The sequence below is a fragment of the Proteus sp. G2674 genome, from assembly GCF_009915195.1.
GTDB classification, from domain to species: domain Bacteria; phylum Pseudomonadota; class Gammaproteobacteria; order Enterobacterales; family Enterobacteriaceae; genus Proteus; species Proteus mirabilis.
In genome coordinates this window covers 1-17,369 of record NZ_JAABLS010000027.1, presented here as the reverse complement: position 1 = coordinate 17,369, position 17,369 = coordinate 1, and the positions used below count along the sequence as shown (strand labels likewise).

Here is a 17,369-nt window from a genome sequence, read left to right as displayed (position 1 = left end):
TGCCCCGTTATGAGTTGGCATACGTTATTCACCGTTTTGCATCATCTCCAACTCTTGCCATCTATCAAAAGCTGTTTCAAGTTCATTTTCCTTATCAGCTAATGCTTTTAGCACTTTTTCTGTCTCTTCATGAGGACGTGTAAAGAAATCAGCTGCAGCCACTTCTTCTTGTAAACAACCTAATTCCTCTTCTAAACGTTCCAGTTTAGCGGGCAGTTGTTCAAGCTCGCGGATCAAATGATAGCTTAACTTATTGTTACTTCGTGTAGCCTTTTTGGCGTTCTGTTTTGGTTTAGTCTCTTTTTCAGTTTTTTCTGGTGCATTACGTGACTTATTCGCTTCATTTTTAAGAGAAACAGACTGTGCCCGCTGCTGCTGCGCATCATAATAGCCGCCAACATAGCTATTGATTACGCCATCACCTTCAAAGATCCAACACTCCGTAACACTATTATCAACAAATTCACGATCATGGCTAACCAACAACACAGTGCCTTGATAAGCATCCACCAGCTCTTCTAATAGTTCTAATGTTTCAACATCAAGATCATTAGTTGGTTCATCAAGAATAAGTAAATTGCTTGGTTTTAAGAACAAACGAGCAAGCAATAGACGATTTCTTTCGCCCCCCGAAAGTGCTCTAACAGGTGTCATGGCACGTTTTGGTGGAAATAAGAAATCTTGCAAATAACCTAAAACATGACGAGGACGACCATTTACCATCACCTCTTGCTTACCTTCTGCAAGGTTATCCATCACTGTTTTATCAGGATCAAGTGTGGCACGGTGTTGATCAAAATAAGCAACTTCTAATTTAGTGCCGCAATGAATACGACCACTATCTGCTTTTAAATCCCCTAACATCAATTTGAGTAGTGTGGTTTTACCACAACCATTAGGGCCAACTAAGGCAATTTTATCTCCTCGTTGCACTTTTGCAGAGAAGTCCCGAACGAGCCTACGCGTACCGATGCTATAATTAACATCTTCTAATTCAAACACAATTTTACCTGAGCGCGTTGCTTCTTCGACCTGCATACGAGCACTACCTAATACTTCGCGACGTTCACTTCGTTCAACTCGCAATGCTTTTAATGCCCGTACACGACCTTCATTACGAGTCCGGCGAGCTTTGATCCCTTGACGTATCCATGCTTCTTCTTGCGCTAATTTCCGGTCAAACTCAGCATTTTGTTGCTCTTCAACACGCAATGCTTCTTCTTTACTTTCCAGATATTTATCGTAATTTCCCGGCCATGAGGATAGTTTTCCGCGATCTAAATCAATAATGCGGGTTGCCATATTACGAATAAATGATCGGTCATGGGAAATAAAGACAATGCTACCTTGGAAATCCTTTAAGAATTTCTCTAACCATAAGATAGTTTCTATATCTAGATGGTTGGTGGGCTCATCCAAAAAGAGCACTTTCGGTGCGCTCACTAATGCGCGCCCTAATGCGGCTTTTCTTAACCATCCTCCAGAAAGTGAGGAAAGCTCTGCTTCGCCATTTAACCCTAATTTTTCCAGTACTTCAGCAATACGGCTATCTAATAACCAGAGATTACGGTTATCGAGCACTTCTTGTAACTGAGCTAATCGATTAAGATTTTTTTCAGAAGGGTCCGTTTCTATTACCTTTGAAACACGATGATATTCGGTAATATATTGCGCATCTTCTGCAACGCCTTGCGCGACAAAATCAAAAATAGTGCCTTCGATATCTCTGGGGGGATCTTGTTGTAAACGTGCAGTCACCAGATCTTGTTCATACACCACTTGCCCATCATCTAAGGGCTGCTCTTTGGCTAACACTCTTAATAGGGTCGATTTTCCGGCACCATTGCGACCGACTAAACAAACGCGTTCATTTTCATCAATAAACAAGTCTGTATTATCTAATAAAGGGGCATCACTAAACGCTAAATAAGCCCCAGTCAAACTAATTAACGGCATTGTAAATTATTCCTCACCAGCATGATTTAATAGCCAGCAATTGTGGATTTGGCGGTTACGTGCAAAATCTTGCGATAACGTTTTTTGTGTTATCTCTTTTGCTGTTAACCCAATATTCGCTAATGCTTCATGATCCATTTTGAAACCACGTTTATTATTTGAGAACATAATTGTTCCGCCTTTTCTTAACAAACGCTTTAGATGTTTCATTAATTCAATATGATCACGTTGTACATCAAAGGTATTTTCCATGCGTTTTGAATTAGAGAACGTCGGAGGATCGATAAAAATCACATCAAACTGTTCATTACTTTGGCTTAGCCACTGTAAGCAATCCGCCTGCATTAAACGATGTTGTCTACCTGATAATCCATTTGCTTGAAAGTTTTTCTCAGCCCATTCAAGATAAGTTCGTGACATATCTACTGTTGTGGTACTTTTAGCTCCCCCCAACCCAGCATGGACTGACGCGCTACCGGTATAAGCAAAGAGATTTAAAAAGTCTTTTCCTTTGCTCATTTCACCTAACATTTTGCGTGCAATGCGGTGATCTAAAAACAGTCCAGTATCGAGATAGTCGGTTAAATTCACCCAGAATTTGGCACCAAACTCATCAACTAAAAAGAAATCACCCTTCTCTGCCATTTTTTCATATTGTTGTTTACCTTTTTGGCGTTGACGAGTTTTTAAAATTAGTTGATCAGAGCGTAATGCTAAAACCTCCATGGTGGCACTAATCACATCAAATAAACGCTGGCGTGCTTTATGTTCATTAATAGTTTTTGGAGGTGCATACTCTTGGATCACCACTTTTTCGCCATAGCGATCTACCGCAACATTATATTCTGGTAAATCAGCATCATATAAGCGATAACACTCAATTTGCTGTTGTTTTGCCCATTTTGCGAGTTTTTTCTCATTTTTACGTAAACGGTTAGCAAAATCTTCCGCCAGTCGTGTATTAATCGTCGAAGGTGTTTCTGATAATAAATAGTTTTTTTGTACACAATCTAACGGACCATTTTTAGCTTTAAATTCACGCTCAGCACGTAACTGAATACAGCTTAACAATTCAGGAGAAGCACTAAAAAGTGATAATCGCCATCCTGGGAAATGGGCTTTTACCGCTCGACCTAACTGGCTATGCAAAGCAATGAGTGCGGGTTCACTTTCTAAACGTTCACCATAAGGCGGGTTACTAATAATCGTCCCTTTAACACCCGTGGATACTGGATTAGTCAGTTTTGCTGCATCACCTTGGGTAAAAGTAATTAAATCGGCCACATCCGCACGGCGTGCGTTAGCTCTTGCCATATCTAATACGCGTTTATCCACATCGAAACCATAAAAACGCGCTTGAGTATTCTTTTTACCTTCACGGAAGCGGGCAAATGCTTCATGAGTGACTTCTTTCCATAGCGCTTCATTATGTCCTAACCAATGACGAAAACCCCAATGGACTCGATTTAAAGCGGGGGCACAATCCGTCGCCATCATTGCCGCTTCAATAAGTAAAGTACCTGAGCCACACATAGGATCAATTAATGGTGTATCGGTTTTCCAACCTGAACGCATAATAATCGCTGCGGCTAGATTCTCTTTTAGCGGTGCTTGCCCTGTTAAGTCACGATAACCACGTTGATGTAATCCATCGCCACTGAGATCTAAAGATAATGACGCTTTTTCTTTATGTAGATGTATAGTTAAACGAATATCCGGTGATTGCTTAGCAACATCCGGTCGTTGTCCTATTTTACGTTGGAATGAATCGACGATAGCATCTTTCGCTTTTAATGCACCATATTGGCTATTACGGATCACATCATTAGTGCCATTAAAGTGAATAGCAAAAGTATGATTAACTGTAAATACTTCGCTCCAATCAATTGCTTGCACACCAAGGTATAAATCTAGATCACTGTAGACATTAAATTCATTTAGCGGAAGCATGATGCGAGAAGCTAAACGGCTCCAGAGCAAAGACTGATACATGGTTTTATCATCAGCACGGAAATAGACACCACCTTGCGTAATCTGGCAAGACTGGGCACCAAGGTGTTCAAGTTCAGTTTTTAATAATTCTTCCAGACCTCGGCCTGTGCTGGCAAACAGAGAGCGCATAATATTGTTACCACCTAAAATAAAATTGTTGGGCATTATAGCTAATTGTATTACGTTGTCATAAAGTTACTGACGATAAAAAAATAATAAAACCTTTTTGGGAGCACTGATGATCAACGTATCACGCCTTTATATACACCCTGTAAAATCAATGAAAGGGACTCGTCTTTCTCAAGCCTTTGCCCGTGAAAGCGGCTTCACGTTTGATCGTGATTTTATGATAACGACCCCTGAGGGGACATTTATCACCGCACGTAAATACCCTTTGTTGCTGTGTTTTATTCCCACTGTAATGACAAATGGTATTTATATTCAAGCACCCGATGGTGAAGGAATTGCCATTACTTATCAGGATTTTCAATCTTCATTACAACCAACTGAAGTGTGGGGAAATCATTTTACCGCTTATGTTGCCCCAGATGAAATAAATCAATGGTTCAGCCGCTATTTAGGCATGGATGTACAACTTCGCTGGACGGGTGAAAAATCAACACGTCGAGTAAAAAAATCTCCTGAAACCGCGGTTTCTTTCGCTGACGGTTACCCTTATCTATTGATTAATGAAGCCTCATTTCAGTCTCTGCAACAGCGTTGCCCAGCTTCAATCAATATTGAGCAATTTCGCGGTAATATCATCATCACAGGTGCAAAACCTTTTGCAGAAGATAGCTGGCAAACAATCCGTATTGGCTCTGTCGTCATGGACTTAGTCAAGCCTTGCAGCCGCTGCATTATGACCACTATCAGTATCGATAAAGGCATTAAGCATCCTACCACAGAACCGTTAGCAACACTGCAAACATTCCGTACAGATGAAAAAGGCGATGTGGATTTTGGTCAAAATATTATCATTCGCCAATCAGGTATTATTCGTGTTGGGGATAAAGTTGAAATATTAGCTTATAAAGAAGCGAAATCTTATTTACAAACAACAGAGCAAATAACCGAACCGGCAACTGACAATGCGGTTACAGCAGCCTCCGCTCAAGAGACAAAACAAGCTGTCACTATTGAATTTAATGGCATCAGCTTTGCTGGGAATAATCAAGAGGTGTTGTTAGAGCAACTGGAAAATCACGGTTATGCTATTCCCTATAGTTGTCGTGCGGGGATTTGTGGCTCTTGTGTTATTCAATTAGATGAAGGTGATGTCAATGCATTAAAAGCAGGTGCCATAAAACGTTCTGGCAGAATACTCGCATGTAGTTGTGTTCCTAAAGGCAATGTAAAACTTTCACTTAATAAAAAATAACGCTTATCTTTATCACAAATAAAAAGAAGGTAAACTGTCCTTATCTTCTTTTTATTTTGCATGATCTGCTCTGCTGATTAAGAATTATCTCATCAATAACTCAATTTTAAATTAACTATAAACTCACTTTATTTACTTTTATAAATTTGTTACAAAAAGATAATAATGCAGATTTGATTTTAGGAAGTGTTGTTTAAGGCCAATTGTTTTTAGCATATTATAAACAATAAGTGAAAATAAAAGAGTAAGTCCTTTTTACTCTTTTATTAGATGACTTTTTCGTACAAAAACGATCTTGGCTCAGACTGTTTATGATATTCACTTAACCGATCATTCATGATTTTTAGTGGATCACAAAACGTTAGTGTTCTATCAAATAATGCTAACTGAGGCTGGGCTAATAAGCATAAACAGGCTTGCTCTCCCACTTCCGCCACTAAAAAAAGCACTTTTTCATTGCTATCTTTCAATGCGGCTTCCACCACTTGAGCTAAATAAGGGCGGGTTGATGAATGACTCACTTCAAAATACCAGCTCTTAGGCATTAATGGCTTTAAAAAACGATGGGCTATTAATGCGTTTAACGCTAATTCTGCTCGCGACTCAGAAGGCATATCAATCTGGCGGATTTGCTCATCATATCCATAATAAAGAGCAGCATCATCAACAGTAAAAGGTGATGATTGATGAGCAGTTGCACTTAGCATTTTACTTGAAAAACGACTACGAAAAATCATTCCATTAGCTAAATCGAGCATCAACTTTTGTTGCTCGTCATCAAAATACCAACGCCAGCGATCATCGGGTTTTATTATCACTAATTATTCCCCCTTCGATTTATTACCTGCTTTTTTCTCTGATACTCAATATTAAATAACCTAAATAAAATATTTAATACCACCTAACAAAAACAGGGTTCATTTTTTTATTAATTAAGCACAATCACTGCCATTTAATAAAAAATAATCAACTAGAGGCAATATAAACGAGTTAAGGGCAGAAGAAAAGCCCTTAACTGATTATTGAATGTAATTAAATATGATTAATTATAGATTTTATAAGTGCAGGACCATGATAAATGAATCCTGAATAGACTTGTATTAAAGAAGCACCTGCATCCATTTTTTCGCGTGCGGCAGTCAATGAATCAATCCCCCCTACCCCAATAATAGGTAAAGCGCCTTTTAACTCTTCATTTAGTTGTCGAATGATTTGTGTACTTTTTGATTGAACCGGACGACCGCTTAATCCACCGGCTTCATTACAGTGATCTAATCCACTCACTAATGATTTGTCTAATGTTGTATTGGTCGCAATTACGCCATCAATATGGTGACGCACTAAGCTATCTGCAACTTGGATTAATTCTTCATGAGTAAGATCAGGGGCGATTTTAACGGCCACAGGCACATATTTTTGATATTTCCCTTGTAACTCAAGTTGTTTATTTTTAATCGCAGATAATAAATCGTCTAATGCTTCACCATATTGGAGTGTCCGTAAGCCGGGGGTGTTAGGTGAAGAGATGTTAATCGCAATATAACCTGCATAAGGGTAAACTTTTTCCATACAGATTAAGTAATCATCTTTTCCTTGCTCTACGGGGGTATCTTTATTTTTACCGATATTAATACCCAGCACACCACCATATTGAGATTGTTTTACATTCTCTATTAGGTTATCAACCCCTAAATTATTAAACCCCATTCGATTAATTAAGCCTTCAGCTTCTACTAAGCGAAAGAGACGCGGTTTGTCATTACCTACTTGTGCTCGTGGTGTAACAGTACCCACTTCAATAAAGCCAAAACCCATTGCCCCTAGTGCATCAATGCAATCACCATTTTTATCAAGGCCGGCGGCAAGACCGAGAGGATTTTTAAATGAAAGTCCCATACAAGAAACGGGTTTGGCAGGAAGTGATTGTTGAATAAGAAATTGAAATGGGGAATGAGATAAGCGTTTTAACTGACGAAAGGTAAAATCATGGGCACGTTCAGGATCTAGCCGAAACAATGCCTTCCTTACTAAGGAATAATACATACGATCTCCATTGAGAATATCGGGTATTAGGAATGATATGTCTACGACGATTTAAGCGTCGAGCATCATATAGATAAAAGCACGAAAAGTAAACGTTTCAATTGTACAATTCACCATAAAAAATCCCCAGAATATGCTGGGGATCTAATTATCATGCTAACTTAATACCTTCTTATCACTTACTTAGTGATAGCGATATAGTGTTAATCTGCTAATGCTTTAGTGATTTTCTCATATAAATCACCTGATAAGTTATCAAGGGCTTTTAGCTTTAATAACTCGGCACGCATTTTCTCTTGGCGATTAGCATCATAGCGTTTCAAACGAATAAACGGCTCAATAAGACGAGATGCAACCTGTGGATTTCGGCTATTTAAGTCAGTCAGAATTTCTGTCAATAATAAATAACCTGAGCCATCTTCTGCATGGAAAGCCACAGGGTTATTATTCACAAACGCACCGATTAAAGCACGAGTACGATTTGGGTTAGCTAAAGTAAAAGAGCGATGTGATAGCAAACTGCGTACTGTTTGTAATACATCAGTTGCCGGACTCATTGCTTGTAAGCTAAACCACTTATCCATTACCAAGCCATCTTGATGCCATTTATCATCAAACTCTTGTAATAGTGCCTCTTTACAAGGTAATTGTGCCATTACTGCGGCATTTAAGGCCGCGAGTGCATCGGTCATATTGTCGCTATTGTGATATTGCGCTTCAACCAATTGATTACCCGTTTGCTGGTTTTCAACGGCTAAATAACCCAAGCAGACATTGCGTAAATCACGTTTAGCAATATCACCATGATCGACACGGTAAGCACCGATATGCATTGAGTGATAAACCGCAGAGAACTCATCAGCCATTTCAGTGGCTAAAGTTTTACGAATAAAACCTAAGGCCTGATGAATAGCAATAGGATCGATAATAGCAAAAGCTTCACCCGCTTCAACATCGGTAGGTAATGTCAGAATAAGTGCCGCCAAGGCAGGATCGATATCTTTATCAAGCAATACAGCACGGAAAGCATCAATCACCATTTCAGGTAAAATTAATGGCTGCCCTTTTTGAACACGTGAAACGTTTTCTTTAATATAACGACCTAATAAAGATTGCGCCGCATCCCAACGAGAAAAAGCATTACGTGCATGTTTCATTAAGAATGAGAGTTGCTCATCCGTAAAAGGATAATCAAGTTTTACTGGCGCAGAAAATTCTCGCAATAATGAAGGAATTGGCTGTTGAGCGACATCATCAAAAATAAACTGCTGCTCTTCTCTCACCACATTTAATACATTAGAAACCGGCTGACCTTGTGAGCGTAAAGGGATAACCTCCCCTTGTTGATTATATAATTCAATATCTAACGGAATATGTAGAACTTGTTTTTCCGCCTGATCTGCCGTTGGTGGCGTCATTTGACTGACGGTTAATGTATATTGCTGTTTTTGTGCGTCATAGCTATCACGTACAGTCAATACCGGTGTACCTGATTGGCTATACCAACGACGGAATAAAGTCAGGTCAACATTCGAGGCATCTTCCATCGCTTGTACAAAATCATCACAGGTCGCTGCACTACCATCGTGACGATGAATATACATCTGCATACCCGCTTGGAATTTCTCTTCACCGAGTAGCGTGTGGATCATACGGATCACTTCCGCCCCTTTTTCATATACCGTTAAGGTATAGAAGTTATTCATTTCAATTACACTATCTGGACGAATTGGATGAGCCATTGGGCTTGCATCTTCGGCAAACTGTGCTGTACGCATAACACGCACGTTATTAATACGATTAACTGAGCGAGAGCCTAAATCAGAGCTAAATTCTTGATCACGGAAAACCGTTAATCCCTCTTTTAAACTTAATTGGAACCAGTCACGGCAAGTAATACGGTTACCTGTCCAGTTATGGAAATATTCATGGCCAATAACAGATTCAATCCCTAAATAATCTTTGTCTGTTGCTGTTTCGCTTTTAGCAAGAACATATTTAGAGTTAAAGACATTAAGCCCTTTATTCTCCATTGCCCCCATATTAAAGAAATCAACAGCGACTATCATATAGATATCGAGATCGTATTCTAAATTAAAGCGTGACTCATCCCATTTCATGGCATTTTTTAGTGATGTCATCGCCCAATCAGCACGATCAAGATTACCTTTATCGACAAATAGCTCTAAAGCAACTTCACGACCACTTTTAGTGTTAAATGTATCGCGTAATACATCAAAGTCTCCCGCCACTAATGCAAAGAGATAACTTGGTTTAGGATGCGGATCTTCCCAAGTCACCCAATGACGACCATCTTCAAGATCACCTTGTGCAACACGGTTACCATTAGATAATAGATAAGGATACTGTTTTTTATCTGCAGTGATCGTGGTGGTATAGCGCGCTAAAACATCCGGTCTATCTAAATAATAAGTAATATGACGGAAGCCTTCCGCTTCACACTGTGTACATAGCGCATCGCCAGAAACATATAACCCTTCTAAAGCAGTATTAGCTGATGGGTTAATCTCATTAACAATTTTTAACGTAAATTGTTCTGGCAATTGGTCAATGATGAGTTTGCCGTTTTCTTCTTTATAGTGTGTCCAAGCAACATCATTAACAAAAATAGATTTTAATGTTAAATCTTCCCCATCTAACACCAACGGCGTTACCGTTGTCGCTAAGCGCTTGCATTGGCTAATAGCAGTAACCTGTGTTTTTTCTTTATCTAAGATAAAATCAAGATGCAAATCAGTGATGGTGTAATCTGGGGCGCGGTAATCTTTACGATATTTAGCAATTCTTTGTTGTGTCATAGAAAAAAGCCTTTTAGTTAACACGACTATTTTACGGTTATATAACCAAAGCTTACTCGTCAAAAAACGGTTTAGCTAGTCGAATATTCAATTGAGCACATTAAAAGTCAATAGAATGTTAATGGGATATTAATATGTGTAACTAATTTATTTGCTAATTGATGCTAACATACTCCCAAATTATGTTTAACGTGGTAAACTCAATAGAGATTTACAGCTTGTTTTTATGTCGCAGAGAAATATTAACGAATAGTGACGCATTATCATCATATTCGGGTATACTCTCCAACCTTAACGATTTAGCTGACATAAAAACGCTCCGTGAGGATGCTTGACGCGCTATGATTTTAGACGCTACACCGATTATTACATCACTGTTGGATACCGATGCATACAAGCTCCACATGCAACAGGCGGTTTACCATCATTATAGTGATATTCCTGTCGTTGCTGAATTCCGCTGCCGGAGTGATGAACGTCTAGGTGAATATGCAACAACCTTACGCCATCAAGTGGATATGATGGCAGACTTGTCATTAACTAATGAAGAGTTTGGCTATCTTCAAAGCCTGCCTTTCTTTAAAAATGACTATCTGCAATGGTTTAAACATTTTCGCTTTAAACCCGAGCAAGTGCATATCGCGACCACTGCTGACAATCAATTGACAATTAAGATAACTGGCCCTTGGCGTGAAGTTATTTTATGGGAAGTTCCTTTGTTAGCATTGGTGAGTGAAATTGTCCACCGCGCTCGTTCGCCACAAATCACCGCTGATGACGCTGTTATTCAATTACGCAAACTTATCGATATTTTCTATCGTGATGCGGCTGAACAACAGATTGATTTAGCGGATTTCAAATTGATGGATTTTGGTACTCGTCGTCGCTTTTCTTATGATGTGCAACGTGCCATTGTCGATGAATTAAAAAATCATTTCCCTTATCTTATCGGCACCAGTAACTATCATTTTGCTGAACGTATGCAACTGGCACCCGTAGGCACACAAGCCCATGAATGGTTCCAAGCACATCAGCAAATTAGTCCTGAGCTTGCCAATAGTCAACGGGCTGCATTGCAATCATGGTTAGATGAATACCCAGATCAACTCGGTATTGCACTCACTGATTGTATCACTATGGATGCATTCTTACGTGACTTTGATATGCCATTCGCCAGCCGTTATCAAGGGTTACGTCATGACTCAGGTGATCCGATTGAATGGGGTGAAAAAGCCATTGCTCATTATGAAAAGCTCAGTATCGATCCGATGAGTAAAGTATTGGTATTCTCTGATAGCCTCGACTTTCAGAAAGCCTTAGTACTTTATAAGCATTTCCATAAGCGTATCCGCTTAATTTTTGGTATCGGCACCAGATTGACTTGTAATATCCCGAATATCACACCTCTTAATATTGTGATTAAGCTGGTGGAGTGTAATGGTAAACCTGTTGCTAAATTATCAGATAGTCCAGGTAAAACCATTTGTGAAGATGATGAGTTTGTCGACAAGCTACGTAAAGCCTTTGATGTTCCTCTTGTTAGGCAAGCTTGTTAATAAAGATTAAATCGCTATCTATTCTATCTATAAAGAAAGGGCCAATATTGCCCTTTCTTTTTGCTATCACCCCCACTATTCGACTGATTTTACCTATTTTTAGCAAAATATTTTCTATAAAGGCTTTTCTCTTGCTGATTCCCTCTTTAAACTGAAATTTCCTACTTGTTTCCTGCGCTATTGCAAGTAACATAGAAAAACTGTCCGACAGGGGCAGAATGAATTTACTAAACAATTATTTTAATTAAACGAAGAGAGATTTATTTATGATCGTTGCGCCTGTAGTCGACGTACTGCAAGGCCGTATCGCGGTTGGCGAAGACGTCACCGTTCGCGGTTGGGTACGTACAAGAAGAGATTCAAAAGCTGGTATCTCATTCCTTACCGTCTATGACGGTTCCTGCTTTAATCCAGTACAGGCCATCATTAATAATAATTTACCGAATTATCAAGATGAAGTGCTGCACTTAACCACAGGTTGCTCTGTGGAAGTCACCGGTAAAATTGTTGAATCTCCGGGTCAAGGTCAGAAATTTGAAATTCATGCGACCAAAGTTGTGGTAGTAGGAATGGTTGATGATCCGGAAACTTATCCGATGGCCGCTAAACGTCACAGCGTTGAGTATCTGCGTGAAGTTGCTCATCTTCGTCCACGCACAAACTTAATTGGTGCTGTTGCACGTGTTCGCCATACCTTGGCACAAGCACTACATCGTTTCTTCGATGAGCAAGGCTTTTTCTGGGTTTCTACGCCATTAATTACGGCGGCGGATACCGAAGGTGCGGGTGAAATGTTCCGTGTCTCTACCTTAGATATGAACAACCTGCCACGTACTGATAAAGGTGAAGTTGATTTTAGCGAAGACTTTTTTGGTCGTGAAGCTTTCTTAACCGTATCAGGACAATTAAACGGCGAAACTTATGCCTCTGCATTAAGTAAAGTCTATACTTTCGGCCCAACTTTCCGCGCTGAGAATTCAAATACTAGTCGTCACTTGGCTGAATTCTGGATGGTTGAACCTGAAGTGGCTTTTGCTGATCTGAATGATATCGCCGGATTAGCAGAAAAAATGCTGAAATATGCCTTTGCTGCGGTGTTAGCTGAGCGCAGAGATGATATGGAGTTTTTTGCTCAACGCGTTGATAAAGAAGCCATTACACGTTTAGAGCACTTTATCGCTTCTGATTTCGCACAAATTGACTACACAGATGCGATTACTGTGTTAGAAAATTGCGGCCAGAAATTTGAAAACCCAGTTTATTGGGGTGTTGACCTCTCCTCCGAGCATGAGCGCTATCTTGCTGAGAAACACTTTAAAGCCCCTGTGGTTGTGAAGAACTACCCGAAAGATATCAAAGCATTCTATATGCGTATGAATGAAGACGGTAAAACAGTTGCGGCAATGGATGTGTTAGCACCAGGTATCGGTGAAATCATTGGTGGTTCTCAACGTGAAGAACGTTTAGAGATGTTTGATAAACGTTTAGCTGAGATGGGTATGAATAAAGAAGACTACTGGTGGTATCGTGATTTACGCCGTTATGGCACAGTACCACACTCTGGTTTTGGTCTCGGCTTTGAACGCTTAGTTGCTTATGTGACTGGCGTCACAAATATTCGTGAAGTGATCCCATTCCCACGTACACCAAGAAATGTCGATTTCTAATAGTTTGATTAATTAGTAGCCAACAAAAAACATTTGTGTTGCTGATTAATTGTACTAACTTTAGTTATACCAGAAGCCAACCTCAGGGTTGGCTTTTTTTATGCATGGCTACAATTTGATGGAAAAGTTCCCCCAAATACACACTTTGAAATACATTGTTACAATTTGTTACACTTTTTTCGATTTTGTAGCAAATTCGGGGTAGATAAAATTTTTTACCAATGGAACACTGTCACCCGACACAGACGACACTTAACTCTCATAAATAGTTCCATAAAAATTAAGAAACTATTTCTGGCAGTGGCAAAGGTGTCTGAATAACACCAATGAGGGTAATAATAATGATGAAGCGCAATATTCTTGCAGTGGTAATCCCAGCTTTAATGTTTGCTGGTGCAGCAAACGCAGCTGAAATGTACAACAAAGACGGCAACAAAGTAGATATCTACGGTAAAGTTGACGTTCGTCATTACTTCGCTGATGCTGATACTAAAGGCGATCATGAAAGCGGTGACGCTTCTCGTGCACGTATCGGTTTCAAAGGCGAAACTCAAATCAATAAAGATTTAACTGGTTTCGGTCGTTTTGAATACGAAGTTAAAACAAACACTACTGAAGGCGAGAACAAAGCTAAAACTCGTTTAGCATATGCTGGTCTGAAATTTGCTGACTTCGGTTCTTTAGACTACGGTCGTAACTACGGTGTAATTTATGACACCAACGCATGGACTGACGTTCTGCCTTTATGGGGTGGTGACTCCATGGCGCAAACTGACGTTTATATGACTAGCCGTACTACTGGCGTATTAACTTACCGTAACACTGATATGTTCGGTTATGTTGATGGTTTAAGTTTTGCTCTGCAATATCAAGGCAAAAATAACGAAAACACCAACAATAAACGTAAAGACAACGCTGAAGCAAATGGCGACGGTTTTGGTTTCTCTACCGCTTATAACTTAGGCTGGGGCGTAACACTGGGTGGTGGTTACTCAAGTTCTGCTCGTACTAACTGGCAAGAACATAAGAGTGCTGCAACTGGTAAACGTGCTGAAGCATGGAACGTTGGTGGTAAATTCGAAGCTAACAATGTTTACTTAGCAGCAATGTACGGTGAAACCCGTAACATGAACTACTATGGTGACGGTGCAATTGCAAACAAAACTCAAAATATCGAGTTAACTGCACAGTATGACTTTGCTGATTTAGGTATCAAACCATCTTTAGGTTATGTTCAATCTAAAGGTAAAGATCTGAATAATGGTGTTGGCGGTCTGAAAGACAACAACCATGATTTAGTTAAATATATCTCTGTAGGTTCTTTCTACAAATTTAACAAAAACATGACTGCAGTTGTTGATTACAAAATCAACCTGTTAGATGAAGACGACTTCACTAAAGCTAACGGCGTTGCAACTGACAACGTAGTTGGTTTAGGTCTGACTTATCAGTTCTAATTACCCTTTAAGGTAATTAAACAGTCAAGTTAATTGATTTGAAAAGCAACACTTCGGTGTTGCTTTTTTATTTGCCTATCCTATTTATATTGCTCGCTTTTCTGTTCTTCCTTTTTTAATACTAAGATAAACAGTTTATTATACTAAACTGTTGTTTATTTTTAGTGGTTATATTTACATGTTAATGTAATCACGAAAGATTTACTTATTTACATCTTATTTTGCTATTTATTCTCACTTAGTTCACAACTTCTTGCTAATTTCTCTACAAACTGTTGGCAAACCGATTCTATAGCGTTACTCTTGTTACTCATAATTCGGCTTCGTTTTGAGCTTAGGGAATAATTACACTATGTTTGAGAAAATCATTGCTGCACCAGCCGATCCTATTCTGGGTTTAGCTGATAGTTTCCGTTCTGATACTCGTGAAAACAAAATTAACTTAGGGATTGGTGTTTATAAGGATGAAACAGGTAAAACACCTGTACTCACCACCGTTAAAAAAGCAGAAAAATATTTATTAGAAAACGAATCCACTAAAAATTATCTTCCTATTAGCGGTATTCCTGAGTTTGGTGCGGTCACTCAAGCACTGTTGTTTGGTGAACAACACCCTATCATCACAGAAAAACGTGCACGTACAGCACAAGCTCCGGGTGGTACTGGGGCATTACGTGTTGCAGCGGACTTTATTGCTCAGCAAACTAATGCTAAACGTGTATGGATAAGTAACCCGACTTGGCCAAACCATAATAATATTTTCCAGACTGCTGGCTTAGAGATTTGCCAATATGATTATTATGATGCAGAAAGCCACGGTTTAGATTTTGAAGGTATGCTAGCCAGCCTACAAAATGCACAAGCAGGTGATGTTGTGCTGTTCCACGGATGTTGCCATAACCCAAGTGGTATTGACCCAACGCTAGAGCAATGGCGTCAACTGGCTGCCTTATCCGCTGAAAAAGGTTGGTTACCAGTATTTGACTTTGCTTACCAAGGTTTTGCTAATGGTCTTGAAGAAGACGCGCAAGGCTTACGCCTATTTGCTGAAAGCAATCCTGAGCTGATTGTTGCAAGCTCATATTCAAAAAACTTTGGCCTTTATAATGAGCGTGTAGGTGCTTGCACTATTGTCGCAAAAGAGAGCGATACTGCTGAGAAAGCATTTAGCCAAGCCAAGGCGATTATTCGCGCAAACTACTCTAATCCACCGGCACATGGTGCATCTGTGGTGACCACTATTTTATCTAACCCAGAGTTAAAAGAAGAGTGGATTGAAGAGCTCACCACAATGCGTGAACGCATTCAGCGTATGCGCCAATTGCTGGTGACAACCTTACAAGAAAAAGGCGCAAAACAAGATTTCAGCTTTATTATTGACCAAAATGGTATGTTCTCATTTAGTGGTCTTAATAAAGAGCAAGTTGAACGTCTACGTGCTGAATATGGTATTTATATTGTCGGCTCTGGTCGTATTAATGTCGCAGGCTTAACACTGGAAAATATGGTTCCATTGTGTGAAGCCATTGTCGCTGTACTTTAATGGCTTTTTCATCGTTTTAAAGCATACAGTTAGATAACACGTTTTATAACCCAACAGCGTTTAATTAGATACGTTGTTGGGTTTTTTATTGTTTTATTCGTGCTGTGGGAAAAAACCATACTGAATTTGTTTTGAAAGCCGTTCGACGTTCAGCCGAAGAAACACTGAAAGATCTGCGAGTCATAAATGTTAATCCCGAAGTTTATCAGGAATTTATCAACCCGCTTGATGCAACACTTGTAAGCAACGAGACATTACGAAAAACAGTGATGTCTAAATCCCCTTAAGAGGAATGACATTGAAACTGACAGCACCTGAACCACTCAAAATAGGCCATATGCTGGAGGTTTTTCCTCCGGTGAAAAGGCTTTAGAACTCTGGAGGGGTAAGTTCCAATAAGGCCTTGATGTTCACAATAATCCTATTATTTATAAGGTCTCACTATCTTATGCCAAGCGGTTCCATCATACAGATCAACATTATAATCATCAGCTACAACTAAAATCCCATCGCGGACATCCATATGACCTGAGGCGATAACATTTTTATCACCATCCTTGGGACGGACCATTTCTTTACCATTCCAACACTGTAAACGGTAGTCATCACATGCCCATACTTTATCTTCAAACCAGCGTAACTGATTCAGTAAAATAGTCGAACTGCCGTGATAAAGTTTTTCCCATTGATATTCACGCCCACACCATAAACTGCCCCCTTCACCGCCAATATACACATAACCATCAGGGGCGCATAAAACTGCACTTAATTGCTCATTAGAGGGAAAACCACAGGGGATCCAGATTTCGCCATTATAATGCCAAACATCTCCTTCACCGCCAACGGCATACATATCCTGCTCAGAAAAACCATCTAGATCAGTGAACCCCATATCTGTATTGGTTTCTCCTCCTGGTATCCCATGTTGAATTCTCTGCCATTTCCCAATATCCAC

12 protein-coding genes and 1 pseudogene are annotated in these 17,369 nt (G+C 39.6%); 6 read left to right on the top strand and 7 right to left on the bottom strand.

The features are described from left to right. Positions 1-24 precede the first annotated feature (24 nt). Positions 25-1,956, bottom strand: a complete 1,932-nt coding sequence (locus tag GWI58_RS12265) for an ABC transporter ATP-binding protein (RefSeq protein WP_004244674.1) — start codon at positions 1,954-1,956, stop codon at positions 25-27. A 6-nt stretch (positions 1,957-1,962) separates the two neighbouring features. After that, positions 1,963-4,077 carry a bifunctional 23S rRNA (guanine(2069)-N(7))-methyltransferase RlmK/23S rRNA (guanine(2445)-N(2))-methyltransferase RlmL gene (gene rlmKL, locus GWI58_RS12260; protein WP_004247681.1) on the bottom strand — a complete coding sequence of 705 codons (2,115 nt, stop codon included), beginning with the start codon at positions 4,075-4,077 and terminating at the stop codon, positions 1,963-1,965. A 109-nt stretch (positions 4,078-4,186) separates the two neighbouring features. On the opposite strand from rlmKL, the gene GWI58_RS12255 reads away from it, so the two are divergent. Continuing rightward, positions 4,187-5,329 (top strand): YcbX family protein, encoded by a 1,143-nt coding sequence (locus GWI58_RS12255; RefSeq protein ID WP_161769214.1) that lies wholly within the window; start codon positions 4,187-4,189, stop codon positions 5,327-5,329. Positions 5,330-5,595: 266 nt separating this feature from the next. On the opposite strand, the gene GWI58_RS12250 is transcribed toward GWI58_RS12255, so the two are convergent. From GWI58_RS12250 to pepN, 3 genes are all read right to left on the bottom strand, one after another. Beyond that, positions 5,596-6,147, bottom strand: a complete 552-nt coding sequence (locus tag GWI58_RS12250) for a cell division protein ZapC domain-containing protein (protein WP_161769213.1) — start codon at positions 6,145-6,147, stop codon at positions 5,596-5,598. 214 nt (positions 6,148-6,361) lie between these two features. Then, the gene (pyrD, locus tag GWI58_RS12245; RefSeq protein WP_004251935.1) at positions 6,362-7,372 is read right to left on the bottom strand and encodes a quinone-dependent dihydroorotate dehydrogenase; all 1,011 of its coding nucleotides are present in this window, start codon (positions 7,370-7,372) and stop codon (positions 6,362-6,364) included. A gap of 203 nt (positions 7,373-7,575) precedes the next feature. After that, complete coding sequence (gene pepN, locus GWI58_RS12240; protein ID WP_094960024.1) at positions 7,576-10,191, bottom strand: aminopeptidase N; 2,616 nt, start codon at positions 10,189-10,191, stop codon at positions 7,576-7,578. Positions 10,192-10,532: 341 nt separating this feature from the next. Here pepN and pncB point away from each other — a divergent pair, with 341 nt between their 5' ends. Then, positions 10,533-11,747 carry a nicotinate phosphoribosyltransferase gene (gene pncB / locus GWI58_RS12235; protein WP_094960023.1) on the top strand — a complete coding sequence of 405 codons (1,215 nt, stop codon included), beginning with the start codon at positions 10,533-10,535 and terminating at the stop codon, positions 11,745-11,747. Here the strand turns inward: pncB and GWI58_RS12230 are convergent. Further along, on the bottom strand, positions 11,731-11,940 hold the full coding sequence (locus tag GWI58_RS12230) for a hypothetical protein (RefSeq protein ID WP_049197286.1): 210 nt from the start codon (positions 11,938-11,940) through the stop codon (positions 11,731-11,733). The two genes, pncB and GWI58_RS12230, sit on opposite strands and share 17 nt — an antisense overlap. A 73-nt stretch (positions 11,941-12,013) precedes the next feature. On the opposite strand from GWI58_RS12230, the gene asnS reads away from it, so the two are divergent. The 4 genes from asnS (at position 12,014) to GWI58_RS12210 (ending at position 16,701) form a co-directional block, all read left to right on the top strand. Beyond that, the gene (gene asnS / locus GWI58_RS12225; RefSeq protein WP_161769212.1) at positions 12,014-13,414 is read left to right on the top strand and encodes an asparagine--tRNA ligase; all 1,401 of its coding nucleotides are present in this window, start codon (positions 12,014-12,016) and stop codon (positions 13,412-13,414) included. 341 nt (positions 13,415-13,755) lie between these two features. Further along, positions 13,756-14,871, top strand: a complete 1,116-nt coding sequence (locus GWI58_RS12220) for a porin (RefSeq protein ID WP_272927285.1) — start codon at positions 13,756-13,758, stop codon at positions 14,869-14,871. Positions 14,872-15,223: 352 nt separating this feature from the next. After that, positions 15,224-16,414 carry an amino acid aminotransferase gene (locus tag GWI58_RS12215; RefSeq protein WP_161769211.1) on the top strand — a complete coding sequence of 397 codons (1,191 nt, stop codon included), beginning with the start codon at positions 15,224-15,226 and terminating at the stop codon, positions 16,412-16,414. A gap of 104 nt (positions 16,415-16,518) precedes the next feature. Further along, positions 16,519-16,701: a type II toxin-antitoxin system TacA family antitoxin gene (locus tag GWI58_RS12210; protein ID WP_004244661.1), complete on the top strand. Its 183-nt coding sequence runs from the start codon at positions 16,519-16,521 to the stop codon at positions 16,699-16,701. A gap of 137 nt (positions 16,702-16,838) precedes the next feature. Here the strand turns inward: GWI58_RS12210 and GWI58_RS12205 are convergent. Beyond that, a pseudogene (locus tag GWI58_RS12205) lies at positions 16,839-17,369 on the bottom strand (hypothetical protein); the annotation flags it as partial.

What these genes read in the sequence shown, in the direction of transcription:
- GWI58_RS12215 (WP_161769211.1), top strand. Translation starts at nt 15,224, where the DNA reads ATGTTTGAGAAAATCATTGCTGCACCAGCCGATCCTATTCTGGGTTTA.
- pncB (WP_094960023.1), top strand. Translation starts at nt 10,533, where the DNA reads ATGATTTTAGACGCTACACCGATTATTACATCACTGTTGGATACCGAT.
- pepN (WP_094960024.1), bottom strand. Translation starts at nt 10,191, where the DNA reads ATGACACAACAAAGAATTGCTAAATATCGTAAAGATTACCGCGCCCCA.
- GWI58_RS12220 (WP_272927285.1), top strand. Translation starts at nt 13,756, where the DNA reads ATGATGAAGCGCAATATTCTTGCAGTGGTAATCCCAGCTTTAATGTTT.
- pyrD (WP_004251935.1), bottom strand. Translation starts at nt 7,372, where the DNA reads ATGTATTATTCCTTAGTAAGGAAGGCATTGTTTCGGCTAGATCCTGAA.
- GWI58_RS12265 (WP_004244674.1), bottom strand. Translation starts at nt 1,956, where the DNA reads ATGCCGTTAATTAGTTTGACTGGGGCTTATTTAGCGTTTAGTGATGCC.
- GWI58_RS12255 (WP_161769214.1), top strand. Translation starts at nt 4,187, where the DNA reads ATGATCAACGTATCACGCCTTTATATACACCCTGTAAAATCAATGAAA.
- asnS (WP_161769212.1), top strand. Translation starts at nt 12,014, where the DNA reads ATGATCGTTGCGCCTGTAGTCGACGTACTGCAAGGCCGTATCGCGGTT.
- GWI58_RS12230 (WP_049197286.1), bottom strand. Translation starts at nt 11,940, where the DNA reads ATGTTACTTGCAATAGCGCAGGAAACAAGTAGGAAATTTCAGTTTAAA.
- rlmKL (WP_004247681.1), bottom strand. Translation starts at nt 4,077, where the DNA reads ATGCGCTCTCTGTTTGCCAGCACAGGCCGAGGTCTGGAAGAATTATTA.